The organism is Vibrio sp. Y58_MX_L22 (assembly GCF_024181865.1).
Classification (GTDB): Bacteria; Pseudomonadota; Gammaproteobacteria; order Enterobacterales; family Vibrionaceae; genus Vibrio; species Vibrio alginolyticus.
In genome coordinates, this window is the sequence record NZ_JAMZAN010000001.1 from 143119 (window position 1) to 164381 (window position 21263).

Consider the following 21263-nt stretch of genomic DNA (forward strand, 5'->3'; position numbering starts at 1 on the left):
ACGGAGGTTGGCATGGTAAATCTTATACGACGATATGCATTAAGCGGTCTTGTTGTCGGCATGTTTGGTTGTTCGTCGTTTGACTACCCAGAACACGGAAAAGGTGGCTTGGCGGAAAGCTATCAAGATATCTCGATCGAGAATTATCAGTTTTCCCCTGTGATGCCTGACGAGCCTTTAGGTCCAGAACATGGGTTAAGGTTTGATTGGCAACTGACCAAGTTACATCTAGACGCACTAATCCAAGAGGGCGCGCGCTGGTGTTTTCCTGCGGCAGTTGTTCAGGCCCTTGAAAAACAAAATAGAATTGCGCGCGAGTTAGAAGGTGGGCTTTTACTCGACGCTGCCAACGACCTTGTGATTCAGCGTCGACGCTTAAACCAGCTCGAACAACAACTCGACTACGTACTGAGCCAAACCACTTGCACACCGCCCGATGATATTGAAGCACTACGTAGCGACCTAAACATAGTCTCGGATATCTATGCACTACTTAATATCGACAACCAGTTTGCTGTCGATTCAGCAGAAATCAACCCGAAGTACATGGGACATTTGGCAGAAGCAGCCTACATTTTACGTGACCACCCTAACCTATCTCTTGTAGTAACGGGGCATGCGGATGCAACTGGAACCCCCGATTACAACCAGAAACTTGCTCAAGCGCGTGCAGAACAAGTAAAGCGTTACCTAACCGTATTTGGTATCACTTCAGAGAGAGTCACTACCAAATCTGTCGGAGATAACCTGCCACTCTATGAAGGTGAAACATCCGCCGTGCGTTTAACTAATCGCCGAGTAAGCATCGAGGTTATTAGCCCTAATTCAGATAGCGATACCTCAATAAACCGCAACCCAACGGCAGGAGGCGCGCTATGAACACGATGAAACCATTTATCCTCTTAATGTTGTTGTGTCTGGTCGCGTGGGTACCTTCTTCCATAGCGGATGAAAGCAATACTGTTAAGGTCGGTGATTTAATACAGATTAACTTACCCGGAGAGGCGTCGTTAAACCAAGGGTTTCAGGTTGATCGTCGTGGACGAATTAATTTACCAGAAGTCGGCCCTGTATTAGTGGCCGGCTACAATGAACAACAACTCCAAGACGTGATTATCGACAGGCTAAAGACCGTGTATCGTGACGTTAACAACGCTCGAGTTTTTATTAAACAGCAACAGTTGTTAGTGTCCGTTCAAGGCTACGTGGTCAAACCCGGTGAATATACCTTACCTTCTGGGTCCAACATTCAAATGTTTGTGTACGAAGCTGGAGGCCTGCGCGCAGGGGCTCAGCTTGATAAAATGATCGTGAAACGTGGAAATAAAAACATTGAATTTGACTACAAACGCTTCCTTGATACGGGGGACAATAGCCAGCTGCCAAAACTAGAATCACTGGATGTCTTATTTGTCCCCGCCTCCCCACTCGTAGGGAATATTGAGCAAGAGTTTGATGCAGCAAAACTCGCGAATTCAGGTGACAGCGCAGATTCCGCTCGTGCAATCAAAGTCTTTGGTGAAGTCAACGCACCTGGCTCGTTCTCATACAAGCCAAACACCACGCTAGTTGATGTCGTAATGCGAGCTGGCGGCGTGACACGATATGCCAGTGTTGAGCAAATTCGCGTGATAACAAACAATAACCCAACCATGTTTAACCTGAAAAAGTACCTTGATACTGGAGACCAAAGCCTACTGCCGGAGATCCTGCCAGGTGCAACCATCTTTGTCCCAAAACAGGAAGAAGAAATCAAAGCAGGTGCAAATGTGGTTTACGTGATGGGTGAAGTCGCCCATCCTGGGGCATACGAAGGCAAGCAAGGCGCTAGCTTCATGGATATCCTCGCCAACGCTGGCGGGCCCACTCGCTACGCAGAATCTCGCCAAATTCGCGTTATAAAAGCCGATGGCAAAGTCATCAAATTCGATCTTACCGCGCATACAGAAGGACTATCTTCAGCCAGACCACCAAATGTTGGACCAGGAGATGCGATTTTCGTGCCGGAGAAAACCGATTTCAATGAGAAGTCTTGGTTAAAAGTAGCACCTAGTAGAGCGGTCGCAGTGATGGGAGAAGTTGTTCGCCCTGGACGCATCGAGTGGTCAGACGAAATGGATTTGATTGATCTGCTTGCACACGTTGGTGGCCCAACTCGACGAGCTGATACCACCAAAATTGAAGTCGCCAATAACGGTCAAATGACACAATTTGACTTAGACCAATACATTCTGGATGGCTCACCAACATCAAGCCTACCTCGAGTTTCCGCTGGTACAGTCGTAAGGGTACATGCATTGCCTGACGACCCATCCGATAATAAATCGCAATGGGTAAGCCAAAGCTCTGACGCATCGATATACGTTTTCGGGCAAATCAATGCACCTGGGCGCTATCGTTTCACTGAAGATATGCATTTTCTGGATATTTTGTCTGCCGCCGATGGACCGACAATGGATGCAGATATTCACAACATCCGTGTCACACACCGAGGCCTAGGTTATGCCAAAGTGAGTAAATTGAATTTATCGATGTACTTTGAAACAGGTGATGAATCAATTCTGCCCCACGTTCGTCCTGGTGATACCATTTACATTCCAGAAAAAAACAAAAACTGGTTAGATCGTTCAAAAGAGTCCACGGTACGCGTATTAGGTGAAGTAAGAGACCCAGGGCGATACGTATTCAATGACAACATGACTGTGCTTGATCTGTTAGCGGAAGCAGGAGGACCAACTGACAATGCCTACCTTGAAAAGATCAGTGTGGTCAATATGTCTTGCTGCCAGGGCCAAGCCCGAACATTTGATTTGGTGAACTTTAGTAAAACAGCCAACATTTATGAGCTGCCAGTCATTCGCGCAGGCGACACGATTTACATTCCCCATAAAGACGAAAGCTTTGTTGAAAAAGCGAGGGCCGGATTAAGAGATATTTTACAAATCACCACAACCATCGTGTTAATAGGAGCGTTGTAATGACTATTCCTGCAACTCACGCTGAGATTGAGCAAATTTATCTTCAGAGTGAACAGAAAGGCCACAAAACGATTTGTGTTGTGGGTTGTAAATCTGAAGATGGTGTCACTTCCGTGGCGTCATCTCTTGCAGAGCGCTTGGTTTTAGCAGGCCACAATACTTTGTATGTAGACCTTAACTTATTCAAACCCGCTTATCACACTGTTCACGACTTTGATGATGACGAGAAGGTTGGCCATTTGATCACACGAGAGAATACACATCAAACTTTAGTCGGCCTCCCTGCTCCATCTCTCGCCAGCACTCAGTTAGCGTACCGAGACCCAACAATGCTGAAACGAAACATTGCACAATGGTTAACGCAGTACGAGCGCGTCGTGATAGATACATCACCACTTCTCAGTGTCAACCGAAGCAATATTGCGCCTCAAGTGATTGCTGGCGTATGTGATGCTACTTTGTTAGTAGCGCATTATGGTTCTACGACTGCAACCCAGCTCGAGCAAGCCAAAAAGCTACTCGATGCTAGCGATGCGAACTTGATTGGTTCTGTCTTGAACATGAAGCATACACCAAGCCTGAAAGATGAGTTAATCCGCCAAGTTTCCAAGCTGCGTTTCTTACCAAAAAAGTGGAAAGAAAAACTGTCTCAGCAAATTAAAAAAAGCGAACTGTTTATGTTATAGGGAGCGCTATTATGACGATAAATAACACATTGACTATCGAGCAAGAATTAGTGGATGAGCATATTCTTCAGCAAATGATCAAAGATACGTGCGCCGAAATCATCCCTACCTTGATTGATCACTATGTCGAAGAGTCACGCGATCGCATGGAGAAAATAGAGCAAGCATTAAGCACAAAAGACCTTCAAACATTAGAGTTCGAGGTTCACACACTGGGCAGTTCTGCTCTCGCTCTAGGCAATCGAACGCTTTCAAGACAAGCAAGAATGATTGAGAAGTACTGTGTCGAAGGAAAAATACCAAAAGCATTGGAGCTTTGTGAAACACTTCCTCAACTCGCCAATGAATCGTTTGATGCGTTAGAAAAGCGAAAAGCTCAAGGGTTTGAGTAGTATCAGTGTCTTACTCCCTAGCGAAGCATCGCGTTTGATAAAGCGCGATGCCTACATCATCTCAGAAATTTAGGCTCCAAATTCAGTCACCCTCGCCAAGCCACACACCTTGAAGTTATTTGGGCATAACTTAATCAATTAAAAAGTATGGATTTTTCGCAAATTTCCTACCTTGTGCTAATACTTAAATAACGCTTTTCTCAAATTGAGAATTTTCAGCACTAGAGAGCTATAAACCACTCATAATGCCAAATAGAAGTGCTGAAAAAAATCATAAAAAATGAAACAAACTACGTTGGGATGGGACTATGAGACCAAGGGTGTTACTGGTAGAGGACTCTACTTCACTAGCCATACTTTATAAGCAGTATGTGAAAGACGAACCTTATGACATTTTTCATGTCGAGACAGGTCGCGAAGCGATTCAATTTATTGAAAGAAGCAAACCTCAGCTCATCATTCTCGATTTGAAACTGCCCGACATGTCTGGCGAAGACGTGTTGGATTGGATCAACCAGAATGACATTCCTACGTCCGTTATTATTGCTACGGCACACGGCAGCGTCGACTTAGCCGTTAATCTAATTCAAAAAGGTGCGGAAGATTTCTTAGAAAAGCCCATAAACGCTGATCGCCTAAAAACGTCAGTTGCATTGCACCTTAAACGCGCCAAATTGGAAGATTTGGTGGAAAATATTCAGTCCAAGTTTGATCGCCACAACTATCACGGATTCATCGGTTCAAGCCTCCCGATGCAGGCGGTATACAAGACCATTGATGCTGTTGCGCCAACTTCTGCCAGTGTATTTATTGTGGGAGAAAGCGGCACAGGTAAAGAAGTTTGTGCTGAAGCCGTCCACCGCCAGAGCGACCGTAAAGACAAGCCTTTTATTGCAATTAACTGTGGGGCTATTCCACGAGATTTGATGGAAAGTGAGATTTTTGGTCACGTTAAAGGGGCCTTTACTGGAGCAACAACAGATCGAAAAGGTGCGGCGACGCTGGCACATGGTGGCACGCTTTTTCTTGATGAGCTGTGTGAAATGGAACTTGAGATGCAAAAGAAGTTGCTCCGCTTTCTACAAACGGGCACTTACACCCCTCTTGGTGGCACTCGAGAAATGAAAGTGGATGTGAGAATCATTTGTGCCACTAACCGAGATCCATTAACAGAAGTAGAAGAAGGTCGTTTTCGTGAAGACTTATACTATCGTGTGCACGTTATACCTATCGATATGCCCCCATTACGTGAACGAGGAAGTGACATCGTCACGCTTGCCAAGCACTTCTTGACCACTTACGCCAAACAGGACAAAAAGAAATTCTCAACAATCGACAGTGAAGCTCAACATATCATCAAGCATTACGAATGGCCGGGTAATGTAAGGCAACTACAAAACATCATACGTAACATTGTGGTGCTTAATAACGACGAAAAAGTCACGGTGAGCCACCTACCCGCTCAACTCACTAAAAAGTCAAAAGTTACGAAAACAACGACACCTGCGCATGTTGCTCAAGAGTCAGCAAACATTGCACCAATCACACCACCACCTGTTTATACTGAGGAACCTTCACCTTCTGCGGTCGAACCGTCGATTACCGCAGCGGAGCTGCCTGGTACACCGTCCTCTGCTGCTACCTCACCGTACTTTAACTCTGATGGAACCATTCGCCCTATGTGGCAAGTAGAGCGTGAAGCAATTCAGAACGCAATTGCGTACTGTGATGGCAACGTCCTCAACGCCGCTGTCATGCTGGAGTTAAGCCCATCTACGGTTTACCGAAAAAAACAAGCGTGGGAAGCGGATGAAATTAATCTCGAACAATCTTGATAAACCTGCCATTGGTGAAATTTGGATCTTGCTTGATAGCCGTCTATTCGGCGGCATTGAAAGTCACGTTATCGAGCTAGCTCGGGGATTAATCGCCTTTGGAAACAAAGCTCGAGTTGTGCTAACCACCGAGTATTCGCCAGCCGCTCAGATTGTACAGAAGGCAAAAGAAGCCGCGATCCCTGTGAGTTACTTAAACTATTTGTCTGGCGAGCCCAATAAAGCTTTAAAAATTAAACACCTAACAAGCGCCGTCGCCAATCACCAACCCTCAGTGGTTCACTCCCATGGTTATAAAGCGTCGATTTTGTCGCGCTGCGCCAAACTGCTCACCCGTACGTTTCCTCGTTTGATTTCAACTTATCATGCTGGTGAATCGTCCTCAGGGAAACTATGGCTATACGATTGGCTTGATAGAAGCTCAGGCAGCCTATCTGACCATTGCTTTGCTGTCAGTCCGAGTATTCAGCGCAAAGTTTTTTGTTCTTCAGGACTGCTGAATAACTTTGTTTCGATTCCCAACAGTCAACCCAACTATCAGGAGATCGCTTTTGTCGGCCGATTGAGTCAGGAAAAAGGCGCCGATCAATTTATTGAGGTAGCGAGGCTCTGTCCAACATTACAGTTTAGTGTGTACGGTGATGGCCCAGAAAAAGAATCGCTTAATCAAACTGCCCCTCCAAATGTGACTTTCTTCGGCCATCAAACCGATATGGAAGGTGTTTGGGAAAATATCAGTGTACTTATCATTTCTTCTCGTTATGAGGGTCTTCCAATGGCGGCGCTTGAAGCCATGTCGAGAGGCATTGCCGTGATGAGCTTACGTGTAGGTCGTCTTCCAGATATTATCCAAACGGGTAAAAATGGTTTTATCGTCGAAGACATTCCCTCTCTTGCTAAATGTCTTCATGACTGGATGTCGATTGGTGAAGCGCAACAATCACTCATTCGCGAGAATGCTCGACAAACCATCATTGATGATTTCTCAACACAAAGTGTGATTCCCGTATTGCTACAAAAATATCAAATTGAAACGGATCACTAATCCATATTGGTTCTCAATATGAGAATGATGAGTTCCAAACATAAATATCATATAAGATTCAATCACATAAACTAATGGCATATTTTGGCATCTCTATTGCAGCTCAGCAGTTAACGCAGATTAATGATGAGACAGAGGTGACTTATGACTACGCCAAAACGCATTCTATATGTTCATTATGGTGATAATTGGATTCGCGGCAGTGAAGTGGTGCTTCTGGATCTCATTTCAGGAATCGACCGCGATAAGTTTGAGCCATTCGTATGGTCCAACTGCCAACCATTAATCGATAAGTGCCAATCGCTCGGAATTGAAGCGGAACATTCAGCCTTCAATTTGGTGGGTGGTTGGAGCGCTCCGCGCTGGGATATTAGCGGGTGGAATAGCCTTATCAAACAAGGCTCAGCATTAATCGAAAAGCACAACATCGACTTGGTACACGTCAATAGCGGCGGCCCTTGTCAATGGATGTGTTTGGCTGCTCGCATGAATCATATACCACTTGTCACGCAACTTCATTGCCATTATACATTGCGCGATCGCTTCTCTCTCGGACTTCACCTCTCTCCAAAATTGATTTGCGTTAGCAAAGATGTTGGACGCGAAATTCTTCAGGACGGCTACCCACAAAACCAACTTCATGTCGTACACAACGGCGTGTCACTTCAAGGCGTGGATACACCCATAGACATTAAAGATCGCCTCGGAATCCCATCACAGGCCTTTACCTTTCTGTCGGTGGGTTCGCTGATTAAGCGCAAAGGGTTCGACCGCCTTATTCGCGCAATGCGCATGCACAACTACCACCACAACAACCCTCACCTTGTTATTGTTGGTGACGGCGAAGAAAGAGAAGCATTGCAACAGCTTGCATCGGATCTTGGTATCCAAGAACGAGTGCACTTTGTCGGAGAACAACACAATGCCGGAGCGTGGATGTGTGGTAATGCAGACGCTTTTATTAGCGGCGCCTATGAAGAGGCCTTTGGTCTCGTGCTCGGGGAAGCGGCTTTAGCTCAACTGCCTATCGTGGCTCCTAAAACGGGAGGCATTCCTGAGTTGTTCGAGCATAATCACTCTGCATTGCTGTACCAGAACAGTGGAATGGCGAGCCTGTTAAACGCGATTCAACAAGTCATGCAAGACGCGGCATTAAGAAACAAGCTGGCGGAAAACGCTTACCTACATGCTAGCCAGCACTTAACGACGACTGCATCTATCAACGCTATTGAACGTATTTACGAAGGTGAACTTAATAACAACGCCATTACACCAATGCCAATGACTCACTGCATGAAGCCTCTTTCACGCTGGTTGAGCATCAATTGAGGAGCCCGGTCATGAAACGTGTATTGATGTTCGACGCCATCCCAATGCAAGGTGGATCCAAAATCGCGAATGCAGAGCTCCTTAAGCAGTGCGATAAGCTGAGCGTGATTGGTTACCTACTCACTACAAATCCAGAGCATTGGGCGTCACTGCTTAGTGATACACCGCGTGTGCAAGTTATAAAAATAAAACCGTCACCATTTAACTCGACTCATGGCCTGACCTACTGGTTGATGAACGCTTACTACTTTCTCCAACTTCTCTACGCGTGCATGAAGCTTCCAAAGATAGATAGCTTTTTGGGCCTATCTTGCCCAAGTAATGATATGCCTTTGTACTTACTACGATTAATTAGCAAAAAGCCTGTGGTACAGATGGTTCATGGCCCTATTGGACGATCGAGATCTGCTGGCTACTGCTTAGTAAAAGCATCGGCAATTTACTACTTGGCAAACACCCGCGAATCAATGGTAGAAGCATTACAGGCCTACCTCAAAACAGAGAAGCCAGCCACCGAACGCTATTGGTGTGGTTTGAATACATCTACGTTTGTTAATGGATTATCGAAAGATCGCTGGCCAAAACAAGCGAATCCGATTTCAAGCCGCGTTTTCTGGGCAGCTAGCTTACTAAAATGGAAGAACATCGATCTTTTGCTTGATGCTTTAACACTTGATGAGTCGAAAAAGATCAAATCCACCGTGTGTTACATCAAACCTAACGTGGCAGGTGTGGAATATTCAACACCGGACTTCAACACACAAGGTGTTGAATGGCATGAATGCCCAAACAACTTAGATGAATTGCGTTCACAGTGTGGTGTGTTTGTTTCCACCAGTCTCAACGAACCTTTTGGGTTATCTATTTTGGAGGCTCTCGCTGCAGGTATGTGTGTCGTCATTCCACATGATGATAGTTATTGGGACCGCGTGTTAACTCACGGCCGAAATTGTATTAAATACACGCCTAACAATGTGGCTTCGTTACACAACGCAATTCGCCTTTTGAATGAATCGCCGTGGATGAAAGTAACGATGGGTATCGAAGCACTCAATGTTTCTCAACTATACACAGCCGAACGTTGTTATTTGCCAATCGCCCAGCACCTTGCTAGCGAAATTGCTACCAACAATGATTGCGCACTCAAGACACCGCGAGACATCAAAGGATATGACCATGTCTAAAGCAATGACCAACATGACGCTATTTGCTATCGCCTTAGTGATCAATAAAAGCATCAGCCTAATCATGCTACCTGTATTGCCCCACTTTCTCTCACCAGAGCAAATGGGCAAGCTTGAGCTTCTAACAACCTTTGGTGTTGTTACGACCTTGTTCGTCAGTTTCGCTTTGCATGAAGCGCTTTATCGATTCGTCGGCGTTGAAAAGGATCAAAATACGCGCACAAGCCTACTAAACCAGCTGTACTCACTTGCTTTACTCATCGCTGGCGTCGTCGCTCTTAGCTTGCTCACTATCATTTTAATCGCCCCCATTCCCGCGCCTTTTACGCGAGTCGAATTTGCTATTGTTATGTTTGCCATCGTTCTAGAAGGCAGTATTGCAATCGGCACTGCCTGGTTAAGAACACAAGACGACAAAGCAAGAACACTGCTTAACGTCATGGTCACTACCACCATTTTTCAGGTCATTTTTATCGTCGCGGCGCTGTCTGTTCATCCCCATGTTATTTCTGTTTTGTGGGGGGGCTTGTTGGCTGCTATTACTCAATTTGTTTGGCTGCACATCGTTAACCGTTACAATGTCACCCTTCCTAAGCTGACATTGGCAAAACAATACCTAAACTACTGCCTACCAATGATGATGGCCGGTTTAGTAGCATTTTGTCTCAATGGCGCTGAACGCTGGTTCATTGGTGCCAACACTTCTCTTGCGACGTTAGGGATTTACGCGATAGCGGTAAAATTTGCAGTGGGCATGTGTATTTTAGTGCAGCCGTTTGGCATGTGGTGGATGCCACGTCGATTTAACTACTTAGAAGGGCGCAAGAGCACTGAAGCAGTGCGCATCACACACTTAGGTATGATTTACATTACAGGTTTGAGTGTAGTGGTCGGCACATTAGCAATGGTGATGATCACCTACTTACTGCCAGAAACCTATCATGAGGCGGTACTATTCAGCTTATTCTTGCTACCTATCGCCATGTTAAAAGAATGGAGTGAGTTGATTAACATCTCCATTTTGTACAAGCGTCGTACTCGCTGGCTACTGGGTATAAATGTCGTCTCTGCGTGCGTTGCGATTGCTTTGCTGTTTGGCTTATCTTCTCTGGGTGTTTATGGGGTGTTCATTGCGCTTTATTACGCACAACTGTGTAAGTTGGGCCTGACTTATGTAGTAGGCCAACAATGTATGACGTTGCCTTTTCACCTCAGTCTGATGGTTTTATTACAGATTATATCCGGTGTGGCACTGTTCCTGCTTCACTCTTCACAATCAATAGGAATCGCCATCGCAATTTGCATTTTGACATGCAGTTTGCTGGCAGGGATAGCCACTCGCTACATGAGTAAAGAGACGCTCAATGCTCTCACTCGATACATAGTGAAACGGCGTGGACAGGTGAAGAGATACTCGTTATGAATGAAACCAAGGTGAGAACAAAACAGTCCATCGCAGCACTGACGATCACTGTCGGTATCGGCCTGCTTTGGATTGTTATGCCTCATCCCATTTTGATTGTTGCGTTGTGTTTCGCACCACTCGCGTTACTGTTTGTTCTCAATCAAACGTTTTGGCTTGTCACACTGTTCGTTATTTTTTCATTCTTTCGTATTCACGAAGCCTTTCCTGTTATCTATAACTTCAAGATCCCATTACTGTTATCACTGGGGGCACTCGCCGCACTCGCCTTTCACCTTCTTATAAGCCGCCAGATTACAGCTTTTTGGCACCCTTCATTAAAGTGGCTGTGTATATTTTGGGGTCTGGTGATCATCGGAATAATATTCGCTTCCAGTCGTGATATCGCAATAACGGTGTTCAAAAATACCTATTGGAAAATCATCATTATGACGTTGGCAATCACCTGGCTTATTACTAAACCTTCACAGCTCGCTCAGATGTCAAAAGCAATTATTTTCGCCGGACTATTGATTGGCTTAGTGGCATTACAAAACGCTGCGAATGGCATTGATTTAGTCGAAGGAACGCGCGTGTCAATAGGACGATCCATAGGTTCAGTACTTGGCGATCCTAACGATTTGGCACTAGTGCTGATGTTTCCCCTTGCCTTTACCGTTAGTCAATTGATGGAGAAGCATTCCCCCAAGCATCTCAGGCTCTTTGCCCTTATCACCTGTTTGGTTTTGTTCTTTGCGATCATTGAGACGCAGAGCCGCGGTGGGTTACTAGGTTCACTGTCTGTATTTGCCTACTTTGCTTTTAAACACATCAAAAGCAAAACATTAGTCTTGGTACTAGGCGCCATCGCAGCGATCGTACTCTACGCATTCGCTGGTATTTCAGGACGAGAATCGGGGGGAGCCGCTGAGGATGGTATAGATGCCTCTGCGATGGGGCGACTTTATGCGTGGGAAGCGGCATTTAAAATGGCGCTGCATCATCCGTTGACTGGCGTAGGTCTAGATAACTTCTATTTTAATTACTATTTCTACAGCCCACACTGGGATGGTATCAACCACGCCGTCCATAGTACTTGGTTTGGCGTGTTAGCAGAAACGGGTTTTGTCGGGCTCGCGGTGTTCATTACTTTAATTGTGTCATTGATCCGCACCTCTTTGCATTCCATATCATTGCTGACACCAAAATCAGATTACACCCTCTCTGTAGGAGCAAACGCCGTGTTAAGTGGGCTTATCGGTACCATCGTATCAGGCACGTTTCTGACTCAAGGTTTCACTTGGCCAATTTACATTCTAGCGGCGTTAACAGTTGTCGTTAGCCGAATTGTTCAAAGTGACTGTCAAAATGAGAAATCCTAGTTTCAAACATAAACAAAACCCATAACTCACTGTTTTAAAATGGCTAATTCCTTGGCACGCATTGTGATTACTCACTTAATTAGTAATCAAATAACCAAGACTCAAGGAGAGCCACATGACAGACATCGTAGTATTTGGAGAAGATTTTGGTGGGTTACCCTCTTCCACTCAGCATATTGTCAAGCGACTAGCAGCGAACCATCGCATCCTTTGGGTTAACTCCATTGGCCTTCGTCAACCTAAGCTGGATTCTAAAGACATACAGCGTGCGTTAAACAAACTCACTCGTGTATTTCATAACGTAGGCTCACACAAGCCAACATTGGACTCTGAAACAAACCCAAACATTCACATCATCAACTTGCTCACCATTCCTGCCCCTAGTTCTGCATTAGCAAGAAAAGTGGCCGCTAAGATGATGAAACACCAACTCAACAAACAATTACAAGCTCTTGGTTTTGATAAGCCTGTATTTTGGACGTCGCTCCCGACTGCTGCCGATCTTTGTGCAGAAATGAACCCACGTGGACTGATTTACTATTGTGGCGATGACTTTAGCGCTTTAGCTGGTGTTGACCACGACACGGTGGCCAAGCACGAACGTACTCTTGTTAATGCGGCCAGCGTTATCTTTACGGCAAGCGAAACACTCTCCACCAAATTTCCATCTGGTAAAACCGTCACTTTGCCTCACGGTGTCGACTTTAGTCTGTTTTCTGAGCCAGCACCGAAGGCCAAAGACTTGCCTGACAACGGCCGCAAAGTGCTGGGCTTTTATGGTAGTTTGTCTGAATGGTTAGATTACGACTTAATTGCCCAAGTCGCAGACCAAGCGCCTGACTGGGATCTCGTGTTCATCGGCCCTAACGAGTTCAGTGATAATCCACTTCCACAAAGATGCAACGTATACTACCTGGGCCCGAGAGCGCATCACACTCTGCCACGTTACTCCCAACACTGGGATGCCAGTTGGTTGCCCTTTGTTGATAACGCTCAAATCAAGGCATGTAATCCGCTTAAACTTCTTGAGTACTTGGCAACAGGAACCCCTGTTATCAGCACACCGTTTCCTGCATTAATGCCCTACAAACATATGCTTCATGTGGTTCAAGATGTCGAAGACGTGCGTGCCAGTCTCGATCACCTCCTACCGCCACCGACAGATTCAAAGTCATTTGTTCAACAGCAAAGCTGGGAAGCAAGAGCCAACCAAGTTGATAAATTAGTGAGGGCGCTATGAACGATTTAAGAGAAAACCTCAGCGTACTGTTACATGGAGCTTGGAGACGTCGCTACATGATCGTTATTCCTATGCTTGTCTTGCCGGTGCTGGGTTTCATCGTAAGTAAACTGGTTCCGACGACTTATGTTGCTCATACCAGCATGCTTATTCAAGAGACAGCGAAAATGAACCCGTTCCTTCAAGACCTTGCCGTCTCAACAATGCTGAAAGACCGATTGAGCGCACTCAGTACTCTGCTAAAAAGCCGACACGTTTTGTATTCAGTCGCAAAAGAACAATCGTTGATCAATGACGAGATGAGTGCAAAAGAGCAAGAGTTCATCATAAAAGATCTCGCGTCGCGCCTGTCTGTTCAGCCACTCGGTAAAGACTTCATTCAAATTCAATTGCAAAGTGGTAAATCAGAAGGAATGGAGTCGATGCTGCTGTCTGTCAGAGAGCATTTTGTCGAACAGCTTTTGGCTCCTGAGCGTTCTTCGATTAAAGATTCGAGCCATTTTTTGACTATCCACATCAACAAACGCAGGGAAGAACTAGACAAGGCAGAGCAAGCCTTTGCAGAATATAAAAATACTTACTCAGACGCGACGCCCGAAATGCAAGCTCAAAGCCTTACTCGCCTTGCTAGCCTCAAACAAACGCTAGCCGAAAAGGAGGCGGAGCTTGCTGGTGTTTCACGAAGTCTAGGCAGTTTGGATCAACAACTATCCAAAACGAACCCGGTTATCGGTAAACTGGAAGAGCAAATCATCGACATTCGTAGTGAACTTACCCTGCTTCGAGCTAAATACACAGAGGCGCATAGTTTAGTGCAAGGTAAGTTGCGAGAATTAAACCGGTTGGAGCAGGAACGCTCGGTACTCTTGAACTCTAAACAACCAGAACTAAACAGTGCTCAACTATGGGATATCGCGAGCAATACCACAGTAAACAGTCTTGGCGAAGCACAGCCTCTACTTGTCTCCCAACTACATCAATTACAAATGATGCGCGGACGTTTTGAAGCACTTACGGAAGAAACCAACAGCTTGCGAGACATGATCCAAGAATTAGAGCGAAATGCGCACCAATTTGGGAGCACAGCAACAGAAATCAACCGCTTAGCTCGTGACGTCGCAGTGAAGAGAGAAATGTATGATGAACTCGTCGAACGCTATGAGATGGCCCAACTAACGGGTTCTTTGGGAGAGTTTGAAGAGAATAAGCGCGTAAAAATCATTGATGAACCGTTCACGCCAACGATTCCAACTAACTTACCTAGTTTTGTATTTGTCATTTTAGGATTTATTGGTGGCGCTGGTTTAGGCATTGGATTAGCGACGATACTAGAGTTAGCCGATAACTCTATCCGCTCTAAAAGAGCATTAGAAAAACACCTTGGTGTTCCTGTCATCACCACTTTACCTAACGTAGTGTACGGAAACTAACCGCCATAAGAACTCATTTACAAGCACTCGGTCGGCGAGTGCTTTTCTTTTACTACTGCCTTATACAGCCTCATAGCATGTCCACTAATATGAATCTCAAATTGAGAATAAACATAAAGTCTCACAAACATCAATATTAACCTATTGTTTTTAAATGATTAATTTTTTGGCACGCAGTCTGCAACTCCTAAATAAACAAAGAACTCAACGAGGGTTTGAAAATGGAATTCAGACAAAAACACAATAACACTAAGCACAGCAAAAAAGTGATATTACACGTCGTGCAACACTTAGCTCCTGGTGGTCTAGAAACGCTCGTACTAGAAATGATTCGTTTTGCGCAGCCAAACCATTCCGTTTTTGTCGTGAGCTTAGAAGGAAGCAAAGAACATGCACTACAAGGCTGGCAAAAACTATTGCCCTACCAAGGCCAACTGCACTTTCTTAATAAGAAACCTGGATTCAGCGGAAAAACCATCAGTACGCTGACTTCCATGCTCAAAGGACTTAAGCCTGACGTGGTCCACACCCATCATATCGGCCCACTTCTGTATGGTGGTATTGCTGCACGTTTAGCGCACGTACCTGTAGTGATTCATACCGAGCACGACGCATGGCACCTTAATAACAAAAAATCAGCTCGACTACAGTCCCTTTTGCTAACGATGATTCGCCCGCAAGTAGTTGCCGATGCTAACTTTGTCGCCCATCAAATACAGACTAAGTTAAAGTATCGCAAAGTTTGTACTATCCATAACGGGATTGACTGTCAGAAGTTTAAAAGCGGTGACCAAACGGCAACAAGACACTTGTTTGAACTTCCAACCGACAAAATCGTGATTGGCGTTGCCGGGCGTCTAGAAGCAGTTAAAGGCCATAAAGTGCTTATCGAAGCCTTCTCTCATCTTACGCCAAACACACACCTAGCCATTGCTGGAGATGGTTCTCAGCGAGCTCAATTGGAAGCACAAGTTAGAACGTTAAAACTTGAGGATCGCGTTACCTTTTTAGGCTTGGTCGACGATATGCCCAGCTTTTACCAAAGCCTCGACTTGTTTTGCTTACCATCACTTCAAGAGGGCTTTCCTCTCTCAACCCTCGAGGCTCAAGCATGTGACATTCCTTGCGTCGCGACGGATGTTGGCGGCGTGAAAGAGACGCTCTGTCCGAACAACAGCACACTGGTTGAAGCAAATCGCGTGTTTTCGTTGGCCGAAGCGTTATCACAACAACTGGAATCATCACACCGCTCTCCTCGAACTTTTATTCTCAAACACTTTGATATCAGAGACATGGTGAGTCGCTACTCACGTTTGGCCAAGGAGGCTAGCTATGAATGATTTACTTTGGATTATAGGGTTTGGTTTATCCGCATTTTTGATTGTCTATCATCACGTTGGGTACCCACTGCTCCTTAAATGGCTTCCTTTAAAACAGCAAGACGAAACCAAAGCACCATTTGTAGAGCGAGCTTACAAAGCCTCCAAAGCAGATAACCAGCTACCCTCTATTACTGTCATCGTGCCCGCCTACAATGAAGAACAATGGATAGCAGAGAAGATCCGTAACCTTGCGAGCCTAGATTACCCAAGGGATAAGTTAAGAGTAGTGATCGCATGTGATGGCTGCACAGATAACACAGCCGAGATTGCTCAAGCGACAATTCAAGAAGCAATCTGCTCTGATACTCTGTTCATTATTAATGATCACCAAATCAATCGCGGTAAAGTTGCCCTACTCAACGAAGAAATGCGTCATGTTAGCTCGGACATTACCGCACTGAGTGACACGTCTGCATTGATTTCTTGCGATTCTCTGTTGCTAGCTAGTCAGCATTATCAAAATGAGAACGTTGGAGTGGTTAACGCAACATATCAAATAATGAGCACTAATAACCAAGGTGAAGCGGCGTATTGGCAATACCAGTCTCGAGTAAAGCACCAAGAATCCTTGTTAGGTTCAACGATTGGTTCCCACGGTGCGTTTTACACTTTCAGAACTCACTTATTTGAACCACTGGAAGTTAGCACCATTAATGACGACTTTATTCTCCCTATGAGAATCGTTTTGCGAGGCTATAGCGCTATTTACGAGCCAAACATGCTGGCTCTTGAGCTCGAACAAAGCTCAGACGACGCAGATTTCAAGCGGCGCCTAAGAATTTCAGCGGGTAACATGCAGCAGCTCATGCAATTAAAGAAATTACTGCTACCTCGTTATCGTGGCACTGCCTTTGCATTTCTATCGGGAAAGGTTCTGCGCTTAGCAACACCCTATTTGATGATTGTTTGCTTTATTTGCTCACTACTACTGGCACACAATCCGCTGTTTCAAGTAATGCTGTTCGCACAAGTTGGTATTTACAGCATCGCGCTTATTACTTACTTAATGCCAGCACTTAACACTATTAAACCTTTTAAGCTGATTAGCTACATCGTCATTGGTCATCTCGCCAACTTTATCGGCGGTATGAAGTATTTGCTCGGAATGGAAAATGGACGTTGGAAACGCGTCAACCAATAAGGAAAGCATCATGAAAAACTCACGCTACGATTCAAATGTATGCCACGCAAAAAGAACGTTTGATGTACTGGTTGCAATGCTTATTTTGGTCGTCACTGCACCACTATTCCCATTTATCGCGCTAGCGATCAAAACCACATCGAAAGGCCCTGTGATTTATCGCCAATTGCGAGTAGGACGCTGCACACCAGAAAAAATGGATCTTTTTCAAATCATGAAGTTTCGCACCATGTATATTGATGCAGAGCAACGCTCTGGCGCAGTATGGGCAACTGAAAATGATCCCCGCATCACGCCAGTAGGACGCTTTTTACGCAAAACGCGTTTAGATGAACTACCTCAACTGTTTAATGTGTTGAGAGGTGAAATGTCGATGATTGGGCCGCGCCCAGAACGCCCAGCTTTCTACCAGAAATTAGAAGATGAAATCCCCTATTTTGTAGAGCGCACATATGGCGTGTTACCGGGTATCACAGGCTTAGCTCAGGTTAACCAAGGCTATGATGCATGCATTGAAGATGTAAGACGCAAAGTTGGGTTTGACCACAGTTACGCACTAAGCTTAGGTTCGTTTTACTCTTGGATTTCAATGGACCTTTCAATCATGAGCAAAACATTCGTTGTGATGATTGACGGACGAGGTCAATAACTTCCGGTTCTGGTAACGGTCACTCTTGCCACTGGCGTCGCATCTTTTCTATCGTCGCTGGTGGCACGTCATGAATGCTTTGATACGCTCCGTGGCACACTTTAATTTCCACCTCGATGCGCTTCTTCATGCAGTAGTCCATGTAACGCTTCATCTCCCAATGTCGAACAAACGTATTGCTCACAATCACGACTCTCCCTTTGTTCAACCACTTTCTAGTTTGCTGAAAACACCACTCATGCGCTTGAGGTAATTGAACCGGTTCAAAGTGATAATCACCTTCATCATTTTCAAAATACATGTCAGCTTCAAAATGCTTAGCACCAAGCTCTATTGCCAGTTGTTTTGCTAAGGTTGTTTTACCTGAACCCGGAAGTCCACGAATAAGAATGAGTTTAGCCAGTGACATAATGCAGTTTAATGAGGTGGGAATAAGCCTAAACTGTAACGAAATTATTGGAAAAGAAAAGTAGAAATAAAAAATGCCGAGCACATTAGGCTCGGCATTTAAACTCAATCATGGATCGTGTTGTATTTATTTGTAAGCTGGCAGTTCTGTTCTTAACCCTTTCACCAAACTTACGCACATCAACAGCAGAACAAAAGTAAACGGTAACCCTGTTGCAACAACGCCTGATTGCAATGCTTGCAAGGCTTCTTTACCACCAACCCAAAGCATTACGGCTGCAATTGCGCCTTCAATACACGCCCAGAAAATGCGTTGCGGTACTGGTGCATCAATCTTACCACCGGCGGTAATACTATCGATAACCAGCGAGCCAGAGTCTGACGATGTAATAAAGAATACCAGAATCAGCACGATAGAAAGCATTGAAATCACTGAGCTATACGGAAGCGCATCGTAAACATGGAACAGAGTCAATGAAATATCAGTTAGGCCATTTGCACCTAGCTCACCAACTTTATTCACCACTTGGTCAAGCGCGATACCACCAAACACAGACATCCAAATCAAAGTAACAACTGTAGGAATAACGATGACTGCGAATAAGAATTCTCGAACCGTACGACCTTTAGACACACGCGCGATAAACATACCAACAAACGGTGACCAAGATACCCACCAAGCCCAGTAGAATACCGTCCAGCCGTGCATCCAAGTTTCATCTTCACGACCGTGAGGGTTACTCAATGGAATAATATTTTCAATGTAAGCCATTGTTGTGTCGCGTAGCGAGCTCCACGCCGTATCAAACGTGATGAAGGTAATGAAAATAAGCAGCGCAAACGCAACCACCATATTGACGTTACTCAGTAGCTTAACACCACCATCAATACCACGAATCACTGATAACACCGCGATAAAGGTAACGAAGGTGATCACAATCATTTGTGTACCAATGCCGCCTTCTAGACCAAAGACATGGTTAATACCACTGGTCGCCTGCTGAGCACCTAGACCTAGCGACGTTGCAAGACCAAATAGCGTCGACAAAACGGCAAGGATATCAATAACGTGACCTAACCAACCCCATGCACGGTCACCAAAAATTGGATAGAACGCCGCGCGCAATGAAAGTGGTAAACCTTTGTTAAAGGCAAAAAACGCTAATGCTAGTGCAACGAGTGCGTAAATACTCCAACCATGTACACCCCAGTGGAACATAGTGGCACCCATCGCGAGGGATTTTGCTTCTTCGGTGTATGGTACTGCGTTAAGTGGCATTCCCCACCAATCAGTGAAATACGCGGTCGGCTCAGCCACACTCCAGAACAGAAGACCAATACCCATACCCGCGGCGAAAAGCATCGACAACCAAGAAATGGTTGAGTGATCCGGCGTTGCTTCTTTGCCTCCTAAGCGGATTTTACCTAGCGGAGAAAAAAGAAGAGCAACGGCGAACAATAAGAAGAAGTTTGTCGACCACATAAAGAACGCATCAAACTGTTCGATAATTCCGTTTTTTAGACCGTTTAATACGTCACGAGCAGTGGTTGGCTCAACAAGAAGAAGTGAAATCAGACAGAAAACAACGAGCCCCGCACTAATGCCAAAAACCGGGTTATGTATATCGAATCCCCACTTTTGAACGTTATCCTGTCCAACCTGATAATCGGTTGTATCAATACTATATTTTTTAAATGCATTATCCATAAATACAAATTTAACGTGAATTTGAAACGCCCCTCAGGTGAGAAGAACTCCAATACCGCCCTCCATTAATTTGAACTCTAAAGTTTTAAAGCGGGACGAATTTTAGCAGCAATCACATATTTTTGCAAAAAGTCGTGATTTATTGCATTTTAAGCTCAATTCGAGACAGATGAAGGGGAAATAATATCAACACAAAAATTATGAGGTCTAACGATTGATTTTGTCGTAGGTTGTAGACTAGAAAAGACACAAGAAAGACTTAAGTTCATAGCCAGTCACTGCGCAAATAGAGAAGACCTGCGCTGATTTGGTTTCACAATTAACGACGAAACCAAATCAGCAAACCTTTCATCCAGCGAGCGTTATAAGAAATGGAAGGTGATGTTCCCTGTTACGCTGCTAACGGTATCGCTATCGCCTTCAATATCCACGCCAAACGCTTGATAACTCGCGCCCACAGACACATTGTCAAGCAAGAAGTATTCGGCACCAACACCATACATGTAAGAGACGCCATCATCTTTGTCTAAGTTTCTCAGTCCGCCGTCATAATCAACGTTGAATGCATTGATGCCGCCTTTTGCGTAAACGTGTAACGGGCCGAAGTCGATACTAGGTTTCGCCGCTAAATAGAATGAATCAAAATCAGCACTACCCCTGCTGCCACTCAAAGATAAATCCACTTTGCCGTGGTTAAAGTAGCCTGCCTCAATGCCAATGAATGGCAAAATACCAGTACCGACATGAATACCATAAGTTGTATCATTTTCGCTGTCGATATCGGACTGACCAATTTGGCCACCAGCGTAAATCCAAGAGTCAGCCATTGCTGACGTTGAGCACAACGTTAGAGCGAATAACGAGAGTGTTTTTTTCATACTATCCCTTCCTGATCGATTCCTAAGCGAAACATTACGCAAATATGCGCATTTAATCGCCACTATATATTGGAAAGCATAGGCATTTTAAGACTCTAAAAGTGAATAATTTATGTTCAACTTTTGTTTTGTGACTTCCAGACAAAAAAACACCGACATAAAGCCGGTGTGTTTCATATGGTGTTAGAAAGCTT

Annotated in this window: 18 protein-coding genes; 15 read left to right on the forward strand and 3 right to left on the reverse strand. The window is 44.9% G+C overall.

All coding sequences use genetic code 11. The features are described 5' to 3' along the window. Window positions 1-12: 12 nt before the first annotated feature. The 15 genes from NL626_RS00605 to NL626_RS00675 all read left to right on the forward strand — a co-directional run bounded on the left by NL626_RS00605 (window position 13) and on the right by NL626_RS00675 (window position 18075). A complete protein-coding gene (locus NL626_RS00605; protein WP_053350556.1) occupies window positions 13-879 on the forward strand; it encodes an OmpA family protein in 867 nt (288 codons plus the stop codon). Continuing rightward, the gene (locus NL626_RS00610) at window positions 876-2978 is read left to right on the forward strand and encodes an SLBB domain-containing protein (protein WP_064353904.1); all 2103 of its coding nucleotides are present in this window, start codon (window positions 876-878) and stop codon (window positions 2976-2978) included. Before NL626_RS00605 ends, NL626_RS00610 begins: the two co-directional genes overlap by 4 nt. After that, window positions 2978-3664 (forward strand): AAA family ATPase, encoded by a 687-nt coding sequence (locus NL626_RS00615; RefSeq protein WP_033905258.1) that lies wholly within the window; start codon window positions 2978-2980, stop codon window positions 3662-3664. Before NL626_RS00610 ends, NL626_RS00615 begins: the two co-directional genes overlap by 1 nt. Window positions 3665-3675: 11 nt before the next feature. Continuing rightward, window positions 3676-4056 (forward strand): Hpt domain-containing protein, encoded by a 381-nt coding sequence (locus tag NL626_RS00620; protein WP_005377636.1) that lies wholly within the window; start codon window positions 3676-3678, stop codon window positions 4054-4056. A 308-nt stretch (window positions 4057-4364) separates the two neighbouring features. Then, entirely contained in the window at window positions 4365-5891 is a 1527-nt protein-coding gene (locus tag NL626_RS00625) for a sigma-54 dependent transcriptional regulator (protein WP_085569876.1), read from the forward strand. Next, on the forward strand, window positions 5866-6936 hold the full coding sequence (locus NL626_RS00630) for a glycosyltransferase family 4 protein (protein WP_213872004.1): 1071 nt from the start codon (window positions 5866-5868) through the stop codon (window positions 6934-6936). The genes NL626_RS00625 and NL626_RS00630 overlap by 26 nt, the downstream gene beginning before the upstream one ends. A gap of 144 nt (window positions 6937-7080) precedes the next feature. Beyond that, window positions 7081-8265: a glycosyltransferase gene (locus NL626_RS00635; RefSeq protein ID WP_253656888.1), complete on the forward strand. Its 1185-nt coding sequence runs from the start codon at window positions 7081-7083 to the stop codon at window positions 8263-8265. Window positions 8266-8276: 11 nt separating this feature from the next. After that, window positions 8277-9449 (forward strand): glycosyltransferase, encoded by a 1173-nt coding sequence (locus NL626_RS00640; protein ID WP_213960874.1) that lies wholly within the window; start codon window positions 8277-8279, stop codon window positions 9447-9449. Beyond that, on the forward strand, window positions 9442-10872 hold the full coding sequence (locus NL626_RS00645; RefSeq protein ID WP_253656889.1) for a lipopolysaccharide biosynthesis protein: 1431 nt from the start codon (window positions 9442-9444) through the stop codon (window positions 10870-10872). Before NL626_RS00640 ends, NL626_RS00645 begins: the two co-directional genes overlap by 8 nt. Next, the gene (locus tag NL626_RS00650; RefSeq protein ID WP_175413444.1) at window positions 10869-12233 is read left to right on the forward strand and encodes an O-antigen ligase; all 1365 of its coding nucleotides are present in this window, start codon (window positions 10869-10871) and stop codon (window positions 12231-12233) included. Before NL626_RS00645 ends, NL626_RS00650 begins: the two co-directional genes overlap by 4 nt. Window positions 12234-12348: 115 nt before the next feature. Beyond that, a complete protein-coding gene (locus NL626_RS00655; RefSeq protein ID WP_253656890.1) occupies window positions 12349-13473 on the forward strand; it encodes a glycosyltransferase in 1125 nt (374 codons plus the stop codon). Next, entirely contained in the window at window positions 13470-14903 is a 1434-nt protein-coding gene (locus tag NL626_RS00660; RefSeq protein ID WP_005377649.1) for a chain-length determining protein, read from the forward strand. Before NL626_RS00655 ends, NL626_RS00660 begins: the two co-directional genes overlap by 4 nt. Window positions 14904-15124: 221 nt before the next feature. Next, complete coding sequence (locus tag NL626_RS00665; protein ID WP_253656891.1) at window positions 15125-16243, forward strand: glycosyltransferase; 1119 nt, start codon at window positions 15125-15127, stop codon at window positions 16241-16243. Continuing rightward, window positions 16236-17426, forward strand: a complete 1191-nt coding sequence (locus tag NL626_RS00670; protein ID WP_151514763.1) for a glycosyltransferase family 2 protein — start codon at window positions 16236-16238, stop codon at window positions 17424-17426. Before NL626_RS00665 ends, NL626_RS00670 begins: the two co-directional genes overlap by 8 nt. A gap of 10 nt (window positions 17427-17436) precedes the next feature. After that, complete coding sequence (locus NL626_RS00675) at window positions 17437-18075, forward strand: sugar transferase (protein WP_005377654.1); 639 nt, start codon at window positions 17437-17439, stop codon at window positions 18073-18075. A gap of 19 nt (window positions 18076-18094) precedes the next feature. On the opposite strand, the gene NL626_RS00680 is transcribed toward NL626_RS00675, so the two are convergent. The 3 genes from NL626_RS00680 to NL626_RS00690 form a co-directional block, all read right to left on the reverse strand. Beyond that, window positions 18095-18484 carry an ATP-binding protein gene (locus NL626_RS00680; RefSeq protein ID WP_005377656.1) on the reverse strand — a complete coding sequence of 130 codons (390 nt, stop codon included), beginning with the start codon at window positions 18482-18484 and terminating at the stop codon, window positions 18095-18097. 126 nt (window positions 18485-18610) lie between these two features. Further along, window positions 18611-20191, reverse strand: coding sequence for a BCCT family transporter (locus NL626_RS00685; protein ID WP_253656892.1), 1581 nt, complete (start codon window positions 20189-20191; stop codon window positions 18611-18613). Between the two features lie 362 nt (window positions 20192-20553). Continuing rightward, on the reverse strand, window positions 20554-21069 hold the full coding sequence (locus NL626_RS00690) for an outer membrane beta-barrel protein (protein WP_005377661.1): 516 nt from the start codon (window positions 21067-21069) through the stop codon (window positions 20554-20556). Between the last annotated feature and the right edge of the window lie 194 nt (window positions 21070-21263).

Bases quoted from the DNA above. Each gene is read 5' to 3' on its own strand.
- NL626_RS00670 (WP_151514763.1), top strand. From the start codon at position 16,236: ATGAATGATTTACTTTGGATTATAGGGTTTGGTTTATCCGCATTTTTG.
- NL626_RS00605 (WP_053350556.1), top strand. From the start codon at position 13: ATGGTAAATCTTATACGACGATATGCATTAAGCGGTCTTGTTGTCGGC.
- NL626_RS00640 (WP_213960874.1), top strand. From the start codon at position 8,277: ATGAAACGTGTATTGATGTTCGACGCCATCCCAATGCAAGGTGGATCC.
- NL626_RS00625 (WP_085569876.1), top strand. From the start codon at position 4,365: ATGAGACCAAGGGTGTTACTGGTAGAGGACTCTACTTCACTAGCCATA.
- NL626_RS00615 (WP_033905258.1), top strand. From the start codon at position 2,978: ATGACTATTCCTGCAACTCACGCTGAGATTGAGCAAATTTATCTTCAG.
- NL626_RS00635 (WP_253656888.1), top strand. From the start codon at position 7,081: ATGACTACGCCAAAACGCATTCTATATGTTCATTATGGTGATAATTGG.
- NL626_RS00655 (WP_253656890.1), top strand. From the start codon at position 12,349: ATGACAGACATCGTAGTATTTGGAGAAGATTTTGGTGGGTTACCCTCT.
- NL626_RS00620 (WP_005377636.1), top strand. From the start codon at position 3,676: ATGACGATAAATAACACATTGACTATCGAGCAAGAATTAGTGGATGAG.
- NL626_RS00630 (WP_213872004.1), top strand. From the start codon at position 5,866: ATGAAATTAATCTCGAACAATCTTGATAAACCTGCCATTGGTGAAATT.
- NL626_RS00660 (WP_005377649.1), top strand. From the start codon at position 13,470: ATGAACGATTTAAGAGAAAACCTCAGCGTACTGTTACATGGAGCTTGG.
- NL626_RS00650 (WP_175413444.1), top strand. From the start codon at position 10,869: ATGAATGAAACCAAGGTGAGAACAAAACAGTCCATCGCAGCACTGACG.
- NL626_RS00610 (WP_064353904.1), top strand. From the start codon at position 876: ATGAACACGATGAAACCATTTATCCTCTTAATGTTGTTGTGTCTGGTC.
- NL626_RS00680 (WP_005377656.1), bottom strand. From the start codon at position 18,484: ATGTCACTGGCTAAACTCATTCTTATTCGTGGACTTCCGGGTTCAGGT.
- NL626_RS00690 (WP_005377661.1), bottom strand. From the start codon at position 21,069: ATGAAAAAAACACTCTCGTTATTCGCTCTAACGTTGTGCTCAACGTCA.
- NL626_RS00675 (WP_005377654.1), top strand. From the start codon at position 17,437: ATGAAAAACTCACGCTACGATTCAAATGTATGCCACGCAAAAAGAACG.
- NL626_RS00685 (WP_253656892.1), bottom strand. From the start codon at position 20,191: ATGGATAATGCATTTAAAAAATATAGTATTGATACAACCGATTATCAG.
- NL626_RS00645 (WP_253656889.1), top strand. From the start codon at position 9,442: ATGTCTAAAGCAATGACCAACATGACGCTATTTGCTATCGCCTTAGTG.
- NL626_RS00665 (WP_253656891.1), top strand. From the start codon at position 15,125: ATGGAATTCAGACAAAAACACAATAACACTAAGCACAGCAAAAAAGTG.